The organism is Aggregatibacter sp. HMT-949 (genome assembly GCF_041734645.1).
GTDB lineage: Bacteria > Pseudomonadota > Gammaproteobacteria > Enterobacterales > Pasteurellaceae > Rodentibacter.
Genome location: NZ_CP162010.1, coordinates 25,230 through 43,249, shown reverse-complemented (window position 1 = coordinate 43,249; position 18,020 = coordinate 25,230). Strand labels below are relative to the sequence as shown.

Here is an 18,020-nt window from a genome sequence, read left to right as displayed (position 1 = left end):
GTGCAAAATAGTGCGCCATTCTAGCGAAAAAAACCAATCGAACCAATCAATTAAATTGAAAGACGACGCGCCAATCGCGCGATTTATCCGCCACCATCACGAAATGCGGATTAATTAGCGTTTCGCGTTGATTGTAAGTAAGCGGCGCAAAATGCGAATCAAAAATCGTGCCGCCCGTTTCAGCGAGCAACACTTCCGCACCGGCGGTATCCCACTCGCCGGTGCGGCCGAGGCGGACGTAACAATCTGCCACACCTTCCGCCACCAAGCCGCTTTTCAAACTACTGGAACCGAACACGATGAATTCGCACGGGAAATTCGGCGGTAACAGCGCACGCACTTTTTCTTGCGAAGTCGTCGCGCCGACCGCGATTTTCAAGGGTTCAATGCGGTGCTGATTTGAGGGTTCAATGCGGTGCTCATTTGAGACTTCAATGCGGTGCTGTTTTGAAAGTCCGCCGGTGAGCCTAACGACTTGTTCGCCTTGTTTTTTAAAGGCGCCGAAATCTTTCAGCGCATAATAAGTGGTGGATAAAATTGGGGCGTGGATAACGCTCAATGCCGGTTTATTTTTGCGTACCAAGGTCATTAGTACGGCGAATTGATCGGTGCGATCGATAAATTGTTGCGTGCCGTCGAGCGGATCAATCAACCAATATTCTTGCCAATATTGCCGCTCGGCAAACGGAATGCGGCAATTTTCTTCCGACAGCACCGGCACGTTGGGAAACAGTGCGCGTAATTTTTCCGTTAAGAATCGGCTGACGAATAAATCCGCTTCCGTCACCGGCGTGTTGTCTTCTTTAATGCGTACTTCAACTTGTTGCTGATAAAAACGCCGGAGGTGCTTACCCGCCTGATAAGCAATCAGTAGAACTTGGTTAAGCAGATGTTCGTTGAGCGGTAGCATAACGTTCTCCTTGAAGCGGATGGCGGGATATGCTCCCGTCAATGTGGTGCTATTTGGGCAGTACAATTCACGGTTATTTTCCTTGTACGGCAAAATTAATTTTCAACCGGTTTACGACCTATTCTTCGGCAACAACCACGGCATCACGAATAATGCGTAAAACAACATGCCGCAAACACCTAACAAACCGAGGGCTAAGCCACCTTCGCTAATCCATTGCCAAAATGTCGGTTCGTTTTCGTTAGCTACAAGCAAATAAAAATAGGACGCGAGGTTACAATAACAAATCGAAATTAATGATGTCGCCAACACAATGGATGTGATGTTATGGCGCACATAACGAAATTTGGCGGCAAACAACACGATTAAGAACGCAGGTACGGTGGCGAAAAAAAAGGCAACGATGAGATAATTGCCAAACGGTAAGGCGTTAAGATCAGCGTCTAAAAAATAGAGTAATGCGGTTGCCGATACTTGAACGATAAAAGGGAAAAGAATTAAGGCTTTTAAATAGGCTTTCATAAAAAAATAGGCTATTAGGGAAATAGCCTATTTTAAAATAATTTCACCGATTAGTCCGATTTTTTCGCGCGTAATACGCGAAAAGCGAAAATAGCAAGGCCCGCGATAAACACGATTAAACCTAACACTTCACCGATAGCGTCCCAGTTTTCAAGATTGAGCGAAAGCGGAGCCTCTGAACCTCCGGATGTCACGGAAGCGGCAATAATAAAGGCTAAAATAACTCCCATTAAGCTTTCCCCCACAATAAGTCCGGCCGAGAAAAGCGTACCGAAACGTTCAGCTTTGGCGCTAATGCGTTTATCACCGAGTTTAGCGATACGACGATTGATGAACCATGCCAAGAACGCGCCAATAATCAGCGGCATATTAATAGACGGCGGAAGATAAATACCGATTCCCACTGCAAGCACCGGTAAAGCGAACGTCTTGTCGCTGATTTTTTTCAAGAAGGCGTCGATTAAAATCAGCACCGCACCCAAGCCAACGCCGGTTAAAATATACGTCCATTCCAATTGATTGGTGAAAATACCCTGTGCAATCGTCGTCATAATAGTCGCTTGCGGTGCAGAAAGTGCTTGGCTTGGATCCATATCCGGACGAGGTAAGGCGCCACTGAAACCGTAAGCGTGATAAAGAATTTCCAGTACCGGTGCGATGACCAACGCGCCCACAAAGCAACCAATAATCAACGCGACTTGTTGACGCCATGGTGTGGCTTCTACCAATAAACCGGTTTTTAAATCCTGCAAGTTATCGTTAGAAATCGTTGCAGTCGTCAACACAATAGACGCGGTAAACAATGTTAATGCAGTTAAGAATTTTTGACCGTCCGGCGTTTCAAATAAACCGGCTGCATTTCCAATGGATACAAGCACTAATGAAATCACAATTACGGAAAGAATTCCGATACCGGAAATCGGACTGGATGAAGAACCAACCAAACCGGCCATATAACCGGAAGCCGCCGCTACGAAGAACCCGATAAATACCGCCAAGAATGTGCAAACCACCACTAATAAAATGGAAAGTTCCGGTGCAATCGGTGCCGCGGCGATGAAGTGATGTAAGGAAATTACAATCAACACGACGGTCGCGATTAAAATATAAATCATGCTTTTCGGCGAAAGGTCGATGTCAATGCGGTGCTCAGATTCGCCATGCTCCCCTTTGAGCATGCGGAAAGAGTACACCATGCCTTGTACCATCGGTTTCATTAACACTAATAATGTCCAAATCGCGGCAATTCCGATGGTTCCTACACCGATAAAGCGTACTTTGGTTTTCCACATCGCCATGGCGAAATCAACTAAACTCACTCCGACCGGCATATCTCCCGATGCAGTAAAAAACGGCACCGCTACCCCCCAAGTGAGGATTGTGCCAATTAATATTGCAATACCACCCACGATACCGATTAAATAACCCGCTCCCAATAATGCCAGAGAGAATCCCATAGGTAGCTGGAAAGCGGCCTTGCCGGCTTGAATCCAAGTGCTAGCGCTGTCGGACATAACGCGTAAACCGTTGGTTAAAAACGCGACCAGTGCGGCTAATGCGCCACCGTAAGCAATATCTTTCACGCCACTATCGCCGTTTTCATGGTTGCCGGCTTTTAAAATTTCGGCGGCTGCCACGCCTTCTGGATAAGGTAAATCGCTGTTTACCACCATGGCTCGGCGCAACGGAATGGTAAACAACACGCCCAAAGTACCGCCGGCGGCACAAATCAACATGGTTTGCCAAAACGGAAAATCATTCCAATACCCCATCATTAACAAGCCGGGTAACACGAAAATGACCGAAGAAAGCGTTCCGGCGGAAGACGCTTGGGTTTGCACCATATTGTTTTCTAAGATACTGGAGTCCTTGAAGAATTTCAGCACAGCCATGGAAATTACGGCGGCTGGAATAGAGGAGGCAAAAGTCATGCCGACTTTTAAGCCCAAATAGACGTTAGAGGCGGTAAAAATTACCGTAATCAACGCACCGAGAATAATCCCTCGAAACGTGAGCTCTTTTAGATTTGAGTGAGGCATAGTATTTCCTAGGTTTAATAAGTAAGAAAGCCGTCACCTTGTCAAAAAACTGACAGAAATTCAAGAAACCTTAAAAATTTGTTGAATTACATTAGAAAAAATTCAAAGAATGATGAAATGTTTTAGTGAAAAACTAGAGAATATCTATTTAAACGCTTAGCTAAGTGGTGGGCGATACCGGTCTCGAACCAGTGACCCCCTCCTTGTAAGGGAGGTGCTCTCCCAACTGAGCTAATCGCCCACTTAAGACAAGGCTTAAACAATAAAGAAAAAGTTTGTGCGGAAGGAACACTTTTGAAAAGTGGTGGGCGATACCGGTCTCGAACCAGTGACCCCCTCCTTGTAAGGGAGGTGCTCTCCCAACTGAGCTAATCGCCCGCTTGGTCAAACTTAACAACATTAAGATACTTTGAAAAAGTGGTGGGCGATACCGGTCTCGAACCAGTGACCCCCTCCTTGTAAGGGAGGTGCTCTCCCAACTGAGCTAATCGCCCTTAATGTTGTGGATGGGCATTATAGGGATAATGCGTATTCAGTCAATCGTTTTTTATTAAAAAAACGCTTAGTTGTTGCAAAAATAAGCATAAAATTCGCTTTTTATTTATAACCGCGCGCAGTCCTAATCGAATCGTAGTAAAATAGCGCGCAATATCTTGATTAATATATAGGTTATAAAAAATGAAATTAGATGCTCCTTTTGATTTGGATCCGAACGTGAAAGTGCGTACTCGTTTTGCACCAAGTCCGACCGGTTATTTACATGTAGGTGGCGCGCGCACTGCACTTTATTCTTGGTTATATGCCAAACATAATCACGGCGAATTCGTGTTGCGTATTGAAGATACCGATTTGGAGCGCTCTACGCCGGAAGCGACGCAAGCCATTTTAGAAGCCATGGAATGGTTGGATCTCAGCTGGGAACACGGCCCGTATTATCAAACCAAGCGTTTTGATCGTTACAATCAAGTGATTGATCAAATGATCGAACAAGGCTTGGCATACCGTTGTTACTGCACCAAAGAACGTTTAGACACATTACGTCATACACAAGAACAAAACAAAGAAAAACCACGTTATGACCGTCATTGTTTGCATGATCATGCCCATCATTCGGCTGATGAACCTCACGTGGTACGCTTTAAAAACCCGACGGAAGGTTCCGTGGTATTTGATGACGCGGTACGTGGACGCATTGAAATCAGCAACAGCGAATTGGATGATTTGATTATCCGCCGTACCGATGGTTCGCCGACCTACAATTTCTGCGTGGTAGTCGACGACTGGGACATGGGGATTACGCACGTGGTACGCGGTGAAGACCACATTAACAACACGCCGCGCCAAATTAACATCTTAAAAGCCCTCGGCGCGCCGATTCCGGTGTACGCCCACGTTTCCATGATTAACGGTGACGACGGGCAAAAACTTTCCAAACGTCACGGCGCAGTGAGTGTTATGCAATATCGCGACGAAGGCTATTTACCGGAAGCGCTTATCAATTATTTAGTGCGTTTGGGGTGGGGGCACGGTGATCAAGAAATCTTTACCCGTGAAGAAATGATCGAATTGTTTGATTTACATTCCGTCAGTAAATCCGCCAGCGCCTTCAACACCGAAAAATTATTATGGTTAAATCATCATTACATTCGTGAATTGCCGCGGGAGTATGTGGCAAAACACTTGGCGTGGCAATATCAGGATCTGGGTATTGACACCACAAACGGTCCGGCATTAACGGAAATCGTTAATATGCTAGCGGATCGTTGCAAAACCTTACGCGAAATGGCGCAGGCAAGCCGTTATTTCTTTGAAGAATTTGACACTTTCGATGAAGCTGCCGCGAAAAAACATTTCAAAGCCGGTGCCGTAGAAGCCCTAGAAAAAGTAAAAGAAAAACTGACCACACTTTCTAGCTGGGATTTGCATTCCACCCACGAAGCCATTGAGCAAACCGCCGCCGAATTGGAAGTTGGCATGGGAAAAGTAGGCATGCCGTTGCGTGTCGCCGTTACCGGTACGGGTCAATCACCGTCCATGGACGTCACCCTCGTAGGCATCGGGCGTGAACGCGTATTAAATCGCATTCAACATGCCATTGATTTTATTCAGGCGCAAAACGCTTAATATTTAATCTGATAACATTGAATTGAAAATTTAATATTGACAGACAAAGAGGCGGAATTTATCATAGCCACCACTTATGGGGATATAGCTCAGTTGGGAGAGCGCTTGAATGGCATTCAAGAGGTCGTCGGTTCGATCCCGATTATCTCCACCAATTTTACAAAGCAAGGTTAGTCGCCTTGCTTTTTTTACATTCAAATTATCCCTGCGATTTTTATGCAACAAGATTATTTAAGTCAGCAACGTTTTACCGATTTTCCTTTACACCCGATCGTGCAACAAACTTTACAAGCCAAAGGATTCGAGTTCTGTACACCAATTCAAGCGCTATCTTTACCCATCACATTGCAAGGCAAAGATGTTGCCGGTCAAGCACAAACCGGAACCGGCAAAACGATGGCGTTTTTAACCGCCACTTTCCATCATTTATTAAGCCATCAACAAGAAGATGCACATTATTCGCAACCGCGCGCATTAATTCTTGCACCGACCCGAGAATTGGCGGTGCAAATCGGCAACGATGCGGAGCCGCTTGCCAAAACCAGCGGATTGAGAACCGCATTGGCGTACGGTGGCGATGGCTACGACAAACAATTACAAGCCATTGAACGCGGTGTGGATATTTTAATCGGTACCACGGGACGCGTAATTGATTACGTAAAACAAGGTGTGATTCGTTTAGATCAAATTCAAGTCGTCGTATTGGACGAAGCGGATCGTATGTTTGACCTCGGTTTTATTCGCGATATTCGCTATCTGCTACGCAAATGTCCTTCGCCACAAAATCGCTTAACCATGCTTTTCTCCGCGACGCTTTCTTACAAAGTACGCGAGCTTGCCTTTGAAGACATGAACGCTCCGGAATATATCGAAATCGAACCGGAACAAAAAACCGGTCGCCGCATTAAAGAAGAGTTATTTTATCCGTCCAACCAAGACAAAATGGCGTTGTTGCTCACCTTAATGGAAGAGGAATGGCCGGAACGTTGTATCGTATTTGCCAACACTAAACATCGTTGTGAAGAAATTTGGGGCTACTTAGCAGCGGACGGCCATCGAGTCGGCTTGCTTACCGGCGATGTGGCGCAGAAAAAACGCCTTGCGCTACTAAAACAATTCACCGACGGTGATTTGGATATTTTAGTGGCGACGGATGTAGCGGCGCGAGGGTTACATATTCCTGCCGTAACTCACGTATTTAACTATGATTTACCGGACGATTGCGAAGATTATGTACACCGCATCGGGCGCACCGGTCGCGCCGGCGAAAGCGGCGTTTCTATCAGCTTCGCGTGCGAAGAATACGCTATGAATTTACCGGCAATTGAAGAATATATTGGCCATTCCATTCCGCTCAGCCAATACGCTCCCGACTCCTTATTAAGCTTACCGAAACCCTATCGTTTAAAACTGCGCACGAGTGATTCATCGCACACACCAACGAGAAATCGCGCTCGCCGCAGATAATTTCTAGGGTGAGATTTTTTCTCGCCCTATATTTTTTAATGAAATTCTCCTCTCTCCTCAGCACCGCATTGGAATGAAAATGCGGTTTTATCATTTGTTTTGCTTCAAGCGTAGAAAAAGAAAATGCGGTCAAAATTCATCGAATTTCAACCGCATTGAAGAGTAAAAAATAAAGGATTAAAGCGTAAATGTTAATTTCTCGTAAGCGCGATTGACTTTTTCTAACGCTTTCTCCACCGAAACGTCGCGCGCCAATAATACGCCTAAGCGACGATGGCCGTTAAGTTCACCTTTACCGAATAAACGAATATCGGTCTGCGACTCGGCGAGAACCTGGTCGAGGCAACCGAAACGAACGTTTTGCGATTTGCCTGCTACAACAACGGCTTTTGATGCCGCCGGACCAAATAAGGTTATTTCAGGAATCGGCAACCCCAAAATGGCACGGGCGTGCAAGGCGAATTCGGAGAGATCTTGAGAAATTAACGTCACCATGCCGGTATCATGCGGGCGAGGAGAAACTTCATTAAAAATTACTTCATCGCCGCATACAAACATTTCCACGCCGAAAATTCCTCTACCACCTAAAGCACCGGTAATTTTTTCCGCAACGGCTTGTGCTTTCTGCAATGCTACCTCCGACATTGCCTGCGGCTGCCAAGACTCGCGATAATCGCCGTCTTCTTGACGATGGCCGATTGGCGCAAGAAAAGCGGTGCCATTAATATGACGCACAGTTAACAGCGTGATTTCATAATCAAATTTCACGAAACCTTCTACAATCACCCGACCAGCGCCGGCGCGGCCGCCTTCTTGCGCGTAATCCCAAGCTTTTTGCAAATCGTCTTCGGATTTCAACACGCTTTGCCCATGACCGGATGAAGACATAATCGGTTTCACTACACAAGGAATACCAATTTTTGCTACCGCGCGTTGAAAATCGGCAAAGTTATCGACGAACTGATAAGGCGAAGTCGGTAAACCCAATTCTTCTGCAGCCAAACGTCGAATGCCTTCACGGTTCATAGTAAGTTGCGCGGCTTTTGCTGTCGGTACGACATTAAAACCAGCTTGCTCTAACTCCACTAAAGTTGTAGTAGCAATGGCTTCCACTTCCGGTACGATATAATCCGGTTTTTCTTGCTCCACTAGCGCTTTCAATGCGGTGCCGTCGAGCATAGACAACGTGTAAGCACGATGCGCGACTTGTTGCGCCGGCGCGTTTTCGTAACGATCTACGGCGATGACTTCTACGCCTAGGCGTTGCAGTTCAATCACCACTTCTTTGCCTAATTCGCCGGAACCCAAAATCATCACTTTGGTGGCGTTCTGGGTTAATGCGGTACCGAGAGTTGTCATATGACCTTCTTATTTTAATAATGATTCGTCTAGGGCAAGATCGGCATTTTTGTTTATGCCCACGCCGCGCGCAATGACATTTTTGGCGATTTCATGTGCTTCTTGCAAGGAATGTTCCGTGTAAGTACCGCATTGGTAAATATTAAGTTCAGGGATCGCCGCTTGATCTTTTACACCTAAAATATCGTGCATTGAAGCTAACCAAGCTTGCGCTACTTGTTGCTCGTTAGGCGTACCGATAAGCGACATATAAAAGCCGGTGCGACAACCCATCGGTGAGATATCGATAATTTCTACGCCGTCGCTATTTAAGTGATCGCGCATAAAGCCGGCGAATAAATGTTCAAGCGTGTGAATGCCTTTTGGCGGTAGAATTTCTTTGTTTGGAACACAAAAACGCAAGTCAAAAATCGTGAGGTCATCGCCTTTTGGTGTACGCATCGTTTTCGCCACGCGAACGGCCGGGGCGTTCATTTTAGTATGATCGACTTTAAAGCTATCAAGTAATGGCATAATTTTTTCCTTTTAAATCAGTGGGTTATAGAATACTTTAAAAAAATTAAAATTTTTTCTCTTTTCTTTGAACTTTCAAACTGCTGTTCGGTCTTATGGAACAAGCAACTTGCAGTTGTTTTATAAAATTGGTTCCTTAGGTTATTTGCTCCTCCTTGTTGAGGAGCTTTTTTTTGCGCGTATTTTATAATAAAAAAGGCGCACTGAGAAACAATAACGCCACATAACGAATGAATTTACCAAGAAAAATAAATAAACAACAGCGCGCCAAATCTAATCGCAGCCACCCTGCCAGTGCACAGATCAGATCGCCCAAAACAGGTAACCAACTCAACAATAATGCAACCAAACCGTAACGCCGAAGCAGCTCCTGTGCGACTTCAATGCGGTGCTGTTTAGGCTTCCAAACGGGTAACCAGCGCCCGACGGCATAGGTGGTTAAACTGCCTAAACCATTTCCAATAGTGGCGACCAAAATCAATCCGATAATATCTTCGCTAAATCCGTTTCCCGACGCCAATTTCGGTACGATGAGCGCAACAAATACGGCTTCCGAATTGCCCGGCAAAACCGTCGCACTTAATAATGCACTTGCGAACATTAACCATAAAGCATGATTTAGCCAAAAATCAGCCCAAAACCCGAAAGCAAGCCAATCCATTATCTTGCCGGAATAATTTCACGAGTGCGTACGTCGAATACATCCATTCCCGCACTCAACCCGGCCTCCACACCGAGATCGGCGTCTTCAAACACAATGCAACGGGTTGGTTCGGCCTGAATTAATGTAGCACAACGTAAAAATGTTTCCGGATGCGGTTTGTGTTCCATTACATCGTCGGCACTGACAACCGCATTAAAATAAGGCGCGATAGCGAGTTTATCCATTAACACATCAATCAAATAACGATGGGAGCCGGAACCCAGTGCAATTGGTTTTTGTTGATGAAAATGACGAACTACCTCAAAGGTCGGCAACAGCTTGGATTCGGTCGGAATTAATTGATAAGAAAGTGCACGTTTAGCCGCCACCACTTCGTCCAAACGCGCTTGCGGCATGCCGGCTTTTTGCATAATCGCTGCGGCAATGGTACGCACCGAAGCGCCGCCCAGTTGATACATAATTCGACTGTCAAACTCATAGCCAAATTGTTCGCCCACCATGCCCCACGCGCGCGCATGCACCGGCATGGTATCAATCAGCGTACCGTCCATATCAAAAATTAAGCCTTCGTAGCGATTAAACAGCGCGTTATCTATCATGTGTATTCCTTTTAAATTTTTTCTGTTTGTCACGATTTTGTGAACTTTGCTCTGTTTTACTCCGGCAAAGTACGTTAAATTGCGGAGCATATTTTAGAGGAATGGGAACCGAAATGCGACTGCTTGAGCAACTCGAACGTTGGAAGTTACGCGGCCAAATTAATCAGCCAATTATTGACATCGTGTTTATGTTACGTGAACGCCTTGAGAAACATTGGCGAGCAGATGTGCATTCGCCGTTGGTCAATATGTTGCTGTTCCACATCGCCTGCAGTTTAGGCCGCATCGGACGCGGAGGTTGCGCCTCGCCGTTGCATCAAGAAATGTTTAAAGAACTGCAAAGTGCGATTATTTTTCCAACGGTTTTTGCCATTCATCAAGATTTGCTCTCACTCATTCCTTTTGACATACCTCAAGCGGAACAAAGCTATTTCCTGGCGAACCTGTATTCGCTTTTGCTGGAACAGCCGCAAATTTCTAAATCTGACGACGGCCATCGGGTTAATTAAACAGCAACTCTAACGCCAATTCTTTTAATCCGTTACTTTCTTGACGCAATTCGTTGGAAACGAGCGGATTACGCTCCAGATAACCCGGGTCAAACGCCAGTATCCAAGCGCCTCCAATGCGGTCGTTTTTTAGAGAGAGATGTTGGATTTTCTCCGCAGCTTGACGAGATTTGTTCAAAATCACCGCAAGACGCAATAAGCGAATCAATGCCAGTACGTCTTGTTCGTCATAACGGGCGAATTTGATCAAATCGGCGGTTTTCAACGGGCCGATGTGTAGCCGTACCAATAAGGCGAGCAAGCGTTGTTGTTCGCGGTCAAAGCCCGGCAATTCCATATTTTGTAGAATGTACGCGGAATGTTTTTGCATATTTTTGTGATTAATCACGATACCCACTTCGTGTAAACGCGCTGCCCATAGCAAAATACTTTGCATTTCTTCGGCCAGTTCCGGTTTCACCCACTGATTATATTGGTGCGCCAGCAAATTCGCGCTACCGGCAATGCGGTGCGCTTGCTCGGTGTCGATATCGAACTGTTCCGTTAAACCCCAGGCAGTACGCGCGCGAATATCCGCCACTTGGAAATTTTTTTCGATGCTATAAATTACCCCTTCGCGTAACGCACCGTCGGAATAACGCATTTGATCAATATGAAACACATCGAACACCGCATTCAGAATCGCCAAACCGGGCACAAACACATCCGTGCGTTCGGGATTCAAACCGATAATATTTAATTTATCAAAATGTGATGCACATAAAGTTTGTTCGACCAAATCGTTCAAACGTGCTTTCGTGATAATGCCGTTCGGATCTAAAGTGGCCGCAATCACTTGATGCACGGTTTTTATCGTGCCGGAAGAACCTAATACCGATTGCCAACCGAGATTACGATATTCCCAACCTAAATCTTCGATTTTATTCACCGCACTTTGATAAGCTTCTTCAAAGTTTTGGCGCGAAATCACACCGTTTGGAAAATATTTCGCTGCAAAACTCACACAACCCATATGACGGCTTTCCGCCACAATCGGAGTGAAATCATCACCGATGATCATTTCCGTCGAGCCGCCGCCGATATCCACCACCAATTTTCGGCCTTTTTCCGGCTGCGTGTGGCACACGCCGGCATAGATGGTTTTAGCTTCCGTTTGACCGCTGATAATGTTAATCGGATAGGGAAACACTTTCGCCGCCTGACGCAAAAATTCATCGTTATTAACCGCTCTGCGTAAGGTATAAGTGCCGACCACGTTCACGTTTTCCGGCGCAAAACCTTGCAAACGCTCGGCAAACAACGCCAAGCAATTTACCCCGCGCGTAATCGCCTCTTGGCTTAACTGCGCATTTTCATCCAAGCCTTCGGCCAATTTCACTTTTTGTTTTAAGCGCGACAACACTTGAATGGAGCCGTTCATAATGCGCGCCACAATCATATGAAAGCTGTTCGAGCCAAGATCAATGGCAGCGATTTCACGCACATGGCTGCGCGAATGAGGCAACGCGTCCTGCTCAAAAAACGTTTCGTTATTCGTCATAAATTATTCCTAAAATTCAAACTGATAAAGTAAATCAAACACTTGATTAGTGCCGGAAACGGATTGGAAATAAAGCTGTGGCAACAAACGATAGCGCAAAGTCACCTCTGCCAAACCGTCAAATAAGCCAATGCCGTATTTAACTTGTAAGCGTTTGCCGATATTGCCACTCACCTGCACTTTGGAACTATCGCCCACACCGGCAGTGCCTAAATTTAAATCTTGAATGCCGAAGACTTCGCCGATACCGCCCACTAATTTACCGCTTTTCGCCAGGCCCATACCGAGCAATGCGGCGCCCACCGAGCCACCTGAACCGGCTTGACCAGCATCCTCAAGCGAACGACCGGTTAACAAATAAGAAAGCGCCTGATCTTGCGGCTTGCTCGGATTCGAGAAAACCGTAATTTCCGGATTGGTGGCTACCCCTACCACTTTTACGCCGGCGGTAATTTTGCTGTCTTCCATGGCTTCGGGATTACGAATTGCTTCAATATTAAGCATCGGCTGCGAAGCCAATCCGGTGAAATTAACTTGTCCTTTGCTAATTAACAAATCTTGCCCGAAAGACGCGTAACGCCCATTTTTCAAATCAATTTGACCATACAGCCCCAAACGCCCTTTTTCCTGTTTGACGGAAAGCAGGCCTTCCAAATGAGACTTAAAACCGTAAGCATCAAAATTCACATCATTGCCGATTTTAATTTTTAAATCGGAACGAATTTCCATGCCTGATTTAGTAGTAGAAGCAAATTCACGCTTGATTAATTCATCTTTACTTTTGCGCGGGCCATTTAAAATCACTTCATCTTCGCTCACCGCTTCCGCATTCTCCGGCAAAGTATCCACTTTAATGCGCGCCCAAGGAATATCGATGTTACCCGAAAGTTCTAACAATTTCGGCGTAGCTTTCGCCAACACATTGGCGGAAAAACGCAGTTTCCCCATGGAAGGCAAATCAAGCTTAAAGTTCTCGGTTTCCGCCCTCACCTCGCTGCGCCAGTCGGCGAGATTAGCCCAATCGGCACTGCCGTGAATATTCAAACGGCTGTCCTGCGTTCGGAGATGTCCTTGCAACGTAGAATGAGTGCCGTCGAAATGAAGGGTAACTGCACCGTCAGTCAGCACGAACGGTAAGCTTTTCAACTTGCTTCTTAGGTTGCGAAAATCAACATTGCCATGCAACAACGGTTTTTGTAAATTACCGCCCAAATTTAAACGTGATTGAATTTCACCCTCGACCGATTCATCGCTGCCGAACAACTGATTCGCCGGCGCTAAATTCAAGCGCTCAATGCTAAACAAGCCGTCAAGACTACGCGCACCGTTTAAATCGTTGAGTTTTAAATCCGTATTGATGCGTCCTTGATTTTGCACATGAATATTGGATTTCAAAATGAGATTATTATTTTGAATGTCCGCATTCAAGGTGAATTTCGGAATATCGAGTTTAAACGTACGGTAATCCAATTGTTGCGCAATGGCGATATTATCGCCGTTCAAGGCAAGATTTAACATAAACGGCTTATCACTGAACCACGCCGCCCGACCTTCGCTACGAAGCTGTCCTTTTAAGGTTTCTTGTTGGATAAATTTATTTAGCAAATTTAAATTCAAGCGTTTCAGATTGAAAGGAATGTCGCCGTTCATACCGACGGTGAAAGTTTGCGGAAAACACAAATCCACGTCCGCATTTTGCCAGCAATGCGCGCTGACGGTAGCTTGCGTTTTATTGTTGTCGTAAGCGACGGCAACGGTTTGATTCGGTTTGATTCCGCCGATCGGCGTATCGATATTCACTTGGCTCAAACTGCCTTTCCACTGCTGCAAAGTGCGATCAAAAATTCCGGAGATTTTAAAATCTGCCGCCAGCGGCTCGCCTTGCGAACTGAGCATGATTTGATGATTTTGCTCGTCGCCGGAAATATTCAACGCGAATTGATGCAACTGCACATTATTGGCATAACGAAATAGCACCGCATTGAAATCAAGCCGCCCCTTCACTGTCGGCTCGCTCAAGATATCCGCTTGTAGCGTTCCTTTAGCAAGCTCAATATCTTGCATGTGAAAATTTTGCACTTGTATATCCGCCGTTAAACTCGGCGCGGTTAATTTTCCTTTAATACCGAGATTGCCCGTCACGGCGCCCGACAAATCGCCGTATAACCCGCGCAAATTCGGTGCCTGAATAGTTAATGCAAAATCCGATGCCTCACCCAATACGCCTTTGGCTTGAATGCGGTTATCGCCATAATTCAACAATAAAGCGGGAACCTTCAACAAGGTTTGATCGCTTAATAAAACGCTTCCTTGCAAACTTAACGGGCGGCTGGAAAGCACGCCGGTTAAATCAAGGGTCGGCAAATTTACCTTCCAACTATCGTCCGTCACGCTGCCGGAATTGATTAATTCACCCGATAATATTGCTGGGAAATCCGGCAAATAAGAACGAAGGTTGAGTTTATTTAAGTTCGCTTGCACCTGCCATTGCACGCCGTTTTTCCAATCGGCCGAACCAATAAGCGTTGCGCTTCCCCCCTGCGCCGCAAGGCTGAGTCGATTAATGTTGACTTGATATAATTTGCCGTCAGCATCGAGTTCCAAATGGGTGTGCGGAATATGCGCCATGCCTTCCGCGCCACCCACCAGTTGCGCGTGATAATCCAGTAAATCGCCGCTTAATTTGAGCGACACATCATTAATTTTTAACGGCGGTAAAGTCGGCGCAAAGGCATATTGCCCTTTTGATGCGGTCAAATCGAGATGAAACGGCATTTTGTCTTCAGCCGGTTTGACCTCACCGTTGAGCACCGCATTGAACGCACCTTGTGTACGCAACGCAAGCACAACGGTATTTTTCAACGCGCCGGAAAGCGTCAGATCCGCTTGGCTTTTCGGTAATATTTCTTGGCCTTGAAATTTCAACGGATTGAGCGCGGAAGTCAGGCTTAAATCAATGGCAAAATCGCCGTTTAATTGCAACGTTCCTTGCGCATTCAACGTACCTAAGGAACTGTCGATCGCCAATTTTTGTAGTTGCAGCGCGTGCCCCGTCGCATCAGCTTGAAACAGCCAAGAAGACAGCGTGATACGTTGCCATTCCTCACCCCGTTCGTTTTGCACGACATATTGCCAATCTTGTGCCGAAAGGCTCGGTAGGTGAATATCAAACGGCAAATTCACTGCTTGTATATCGCCTAAAAATGCCGGCGTAAGGCTTTTTTCAAGCGCCGTCCAATCGACCGGTTTAGAGGCTTGAGTTCGGCTTGCTTTTTCTGTTGTTTGAGCCTGTCGAACAGTTTTCACCGTCAGTTTTTTCAATTCCGTTGGCGCTAAAGTTAAGCCCGATACCTTATTCAACCCGATTGCGGTTTGAAAGCCATCAAAGGTTAATTCGGTTTGATCCAATTGAAAACGCAAATTATCCAGCGCTGTATTTTTCACCTCGATATCAACGGGCAAACTCAATTTTTCCGTCGGACCGCTCGGTTTTTCTTCTTTCTCTACAGACGGCGGAAGTTGCGCAGTATCAATTAAAATCGTTGGTGAATGCACGGATAAATCTTCCACGCAAATTTTACCTGTAAGCAAACAGCCGAAATCCCATTGCAACCGAGTGCGGGCAATTCGGATATCAATTCCCGCACTTTGATAACGCACATTATCCAACACCAAACCTTGCTGCAAACCACCTTCGATTTGCTCGATGGAAAGTGCGTCCGACCATTTATCGGCAAGCCGAATCAAACCGCGTTGCCCCGCATCAAAAGAAAGCACGCCGAGTAATCCAAAAACCAACAAAAGAACTGTCACCGTTGCGATGCAAAAAGCTTTGTGTAGGCAAGTTTTTTTCTTTTTAGGCGCGGTTCGTTCGTCCTGAGTGCGGTCCGATTTTTTTAATTCCTGTGCTGACATAATCCACCTAAATTTCGCTGCCCAAGCCAATGTAAAATTGGATATTTTTGCTGCTATCCTTGTCGCGAATCGGCGTGGCGATATCAAATTTAATGGCGCCTACCGGCGACGCCCAACGCACGCCCACACCGGCGCCGTAACGCAATTCTCGCTTACTGAAACGGTTCGCCGCCAAACCGGCATCCACAAAGACAGCGCTCCACCAAGAAGGATAAACTTGATATTGGTATTCAAAAGAACCGCTAAACAAACGCGAGCCGCCGATTAATTTGTTATTGCGGTCGCGCGGCGAAATTTTCTTATAGCCATAACCGCGCACGCTACGATCGCCACCGGCGAAAAAACGCAATGCCGGCGGGATTTTATGAATATCTTTGGTGTGTAAGTAACCGATTTCGGCACGCGTGACAATGCGGTGCTTATCCGCATAAGTGCGCACCCAACCGCTGGAAGCCTGCAGTTTGAAGAAACTCACTTCTGATAATGCGCCTTTATGCGCGACATCAACGGTAATTTTTTGCGCATCGCCCCAACTCGGGAAGATTCCGCCGCGCAAACGGGTACGAGTAAAACCGCCCGTCGGATAAACCAACAGGGTTTTATCTTCAATGCCCGCTTGAGTAAATTTGTCGTAACGCGCCCGCATACCGGCAAAATACTGCCAACCTTCGGCGTTGTTCCAATAACGCAAACCGGCCAGCGTGGCTGCGGTGGTTTTAGTATCATTATCGTTTTCATTTTCTAAGCCGGTAGAAAATTCGTAGTAATAATTTAGCGGATTTTTCAACAACGGCATTTTATAAGTGGCTTCCCAAGTCTGTTTCGGTGAAGAAAGATACAAATTTGTGCGGAAGCTGTGGCCGCGATCATTAATCCAAGGCTTCCGCCAGCCAATTTGTAAATGCGGGCCGGTATCCGTCGCAAAACCGACACCCAGTTCCATCGCATTTTTCTTGCGCGGGTAGAGCAATATGTCGAGATCCACCTGCTTATTTTTTTCATCAATATGCGGTTGCAATAACACGGAAGTGAACCAGTTGGTAGAAGAAAAATCGTTCGATAATGCGGAAAGTTGATTCACCAAATAGGGTTCGCCCGATTTGATTTGCAACATATTCTGTAAATAATCCCGGCGGATTTGTGCATGGCTAAATTTGATAACACCGTAGTGATAACGCACGCCGCTGTCAAATCGCATACGCCACCAAGCTTGGTGGGTTTCCGGGCTGATTTCCAGACGGGAAACGGCAAATTCCCCGTCTAAATAGCCGCGCGCCAAGGCAAGAGCGGAAATACTGTTTTTATAATCTTCATATTTTTGATGTTCGACCAATTCGCCGTCTTTCGGCAAATTTTTACGCAACGCTTCAAAAGCCTCGTCCTGAGCCGCCTCTCCCTCGATTTGCACGTCACTACCGGCAATGCGCGTTGGTTCGCCCGGCGTAACGTGCGCGATTAACAAATTGCGCTTGCCTTTGCGTACCTTCAATTCAAACGTTACCGACGAACTGTAATAACCGAATACACGCAAGCCTTTATCCACCGCTTCCGTCACCAATTGCTTACAACGCTCGGAACCGTCCATTTCTTGGATGTCTATCAGTTCGACGTTGAGTTCGGTATTACGCACGGCGCGTTCGCCTTTAATCCCGCGAATTTCAATATCGACGGTTTGCTCGGCAAACGCAGAAAACGCCACAAAAGAAAGTAAAAGCGCGGTAAATTTGAAAGAGATTTTTTTCATTTTTCGCTCAACCCGAAATCAAAACCGCCTTAGTTTACCGATAAAACCAGGCGCTTTGAACGTTTTTTAGAAATTTTTAATGAATTAACAAACGGATACAAAAATGCGTTTGCAA

General features: G+C 46.1%; 13 protein-coding genes and 4 tRNA genes. 4 read left to right on the top strand and 13 right to left on the bottom strand.

Annotated features, from left to right (window positions below; all coding sequences use genetic code 11):
- Positions 1-46: 46 nt before the first annotated feature.
- The 6 genes from cysQ to AB3F25_RS00200 form a co-directional block, all read right to left on the bottom strand.
- A complete protein-coding gene (gene cysQ / locus AB3F25_RS00225) occupies positions 47-910 on the bottom strand; it encodes a 3'(2'),5'-bisphosphate nucleotidase CysQ (RefSeq protein ID WP_373603539.1) in 864 nt (287 codons plus the stop codon).
- Between the two features lie 111 nt (positions 911-1,021).
- Complete coding sequence (locus tag AB3F25_RS00220; RefSeq protein ID WP_373603538.1) at positions 1,022-1,432, bottom strand: hypothetical protein; 411 nt, start codon at positions 1,430-1,432, stop codon at positions 1,022-1,024.
- Between the two features lie 50 nt (positions 1,433-1,482).
- Complete coding sequence (locus tag AB3F25_RS00215) at positions 1,483-3,471, bottom strand: OPT family oligopeptide transporter (protein ID WP_373603537.1); 1,989 nt, start codon at positions 3,469-3,471, stop codon at positions 1,483-1,485.
- Between the two features lie 165 nt (positions 3,472-3,636).
- A tRNA-Val gene (locus AB3F25_RS00210) sits at positions 3,637-3,712 on the bottom strand.
- 61 nt (positions 3,713-3,773) lie between these two features.
- Positions 3,774-3,849 (bottom strand) — tRNA-Val (locus tag AB3F25_RS00205).
- Positions 3,850-3,889: 40 nt separating this feature from the next.
- A tRNA-Val gene (locus AB3F25_RS00200) sits at positions 3,890-3,965 on the bottom strand.
- Between the two features lie 184 nt (positions 3,966-4,149).
- Between AB3F25_RS00200 and gltX the strand changes: the two genes are divergently transcribed.
- From gltX to rhlB, 3 genes are all read left to right on the top strand, one after another.
- Positions 4,150-5,595 (top strand): glutamate--tRNA ligase, encoded by a 1,446-nt coding sequence (gene gltX, locus AB3F25_RS00195; protein ID WP_373603536.1) that lies wholly within the window; start codon positions 4,150-4,152, stop codon positions 5,593-5,595.
- A gap of 78 nt (positions 5,596-5,673) precedes the next feature.
- Positions 5,674-5,749, top strand: a tRNA-Ala gene (locus AB3F25_RS00190).
- A 62-nt stretch (positions 5,750-5,811) separates the two neighbouring features.
- Positions 5,812-7,062: an ATP-dependent RNA helicase RhlB gene (gene rhlB, locus AB3F25_RS00185; protein WP_373603535.1), complete on the top strand. Its 1,251-nt coding sequence runs from the start codon at positions 5,812-5,814 to the stop codon at positions 7,060-7,062.
- Positions 7,063-7,239: 177 nt separating this feature from the next.
- On the opposite strand, the gene purT is transcribed toward rhlB, so the two are convergent.
- The 4 genes from purT to AB3F25_RS00165 all read right to left on the bottom strand — a co-directional run bounded on the left by purT (position 7,240) and on the right by AB3F25_RS00165 (position 10,197).
- The gene (gene purT, locus AB3F25_RS00180; RefSeq protein ID WP_373603534.1) at positions 7,240-8,421 is read right to left on the bottom strand and encodes a formate-dependent phosphoribosylglycinamide formyltransferase; all 1,182 of its coding nucleotides are present in this window, start codon (positions 8,419-8,421) and stop codon (positions 7,240-7,242) included.
- Positions 8,422-8,430: 9 nt separating this feature from the next.
- Positions 8,431-8,934 carry an S-ribosylhomocysteine lyase gene (luxS, locus tag AB3F25_RS00175; protein ID WP_373603533.1) on the bottom strand — a complete coding sequence of 168 codons (504 nt, stop codon included), beginning with the start codon at positions 8,932-8,934 and terminating at the stop codon, positions 8,431-8,433.
- A 184-nt stretch (positions 8,935-9,118) separates the two neighbouring features.
- The gene (locus tag AB3F25_RS00170) at positions 9,119-9,595 is read right to left on the bottom strand and encodes a YqaA family protein (protein WP_373603532.1); all 477 of its coding nucleotides are present in this window, start codon (positions 9,593-9,595) and stop codon (positions 9,119-9,121) included.
- On the bottom strand, positions 9,595-10,197 hold the full coding sequence (locus AB3F25_RS00165) for a beta-phosphoglucomutase family hydrolase (RefSeq protein WP_373603531.1): 603 nt from the start codon (positions 10,195-10,197) through the stop codon (positions 9,595-9,597). Before AB3F25_RS00165 ends, AB3F25_RS00170 begins: the two co-directional genes overlap by 1 nt.
- Before the next feature lie 113 nt (positions 10,198-10,310).
- On the opposite strand from AB3F25_RS00165, the gene AB3F25_RS00160 reads away from it, so the two are divergent.
- A complete protein-coding gene (locus tag AB3F25_RS00160; RefSeq protein ID WP_373604366.1) occupies positions 10,311-10,706 on the top strand; it encodes a hypothetical protein in 396 nt (131 codons plus the stop codon).
- On the opposite strand, the gene ppx is transcribed toward AB3F25_RS00160, so the two are convergent.
- Genes ppx through AB3F25_RS00145 form a run of 3 tightly spaced genes read right to left on the bottom strand, consistent with a single transcriptional unit; the run spans position 10,699 to position 17,905 of the window.
- The gene (ppx, locus tag AB3F25_RS00155; RefSeq protein WP_373603530.1) at positions 10,699-12,246 is read right to left on the bottom strand and encodes an exopolyphosphatase; all 1,548 of its coding nucleotides are present in this window, start codon (positions 12,244-12,246) and stop codon (positions 10,699-10,701) included. The genes AB3F25_RS00160 and ppx overlap by 8 nt on opposite strands.
- A gap of 9 nt (positions 12,247-12,255) precedes the next feature.
- Positions 12,256-16,161 carry a translocation/assembly module TamB domain-containing protein gene (locus AB3F25_RS00150; RefSeq protein WP_373603529.1) on the bottom strand — a complete coding sequence of 1,302 codons (3,906 nt, stop codon included), beginning with the start codon at positions 16,159-16,161 and terminating at the stop codon, positions 12,256-12,258.
- A gap of 7 nt (positions 16,162-16,168) precedes the next feature.
- Entirely contained in the window at positions 16,169-17,905 is a 1,737-nt protein-coding gene (locus AB3F25_RS00145; RefSeq protein WP_373603528.1) for an autotransporter assembly complex family protein, read from the bottom strand.
- Between the last annotated feature and the right edge of the window lie 115 nt (positions 17,906-18,020).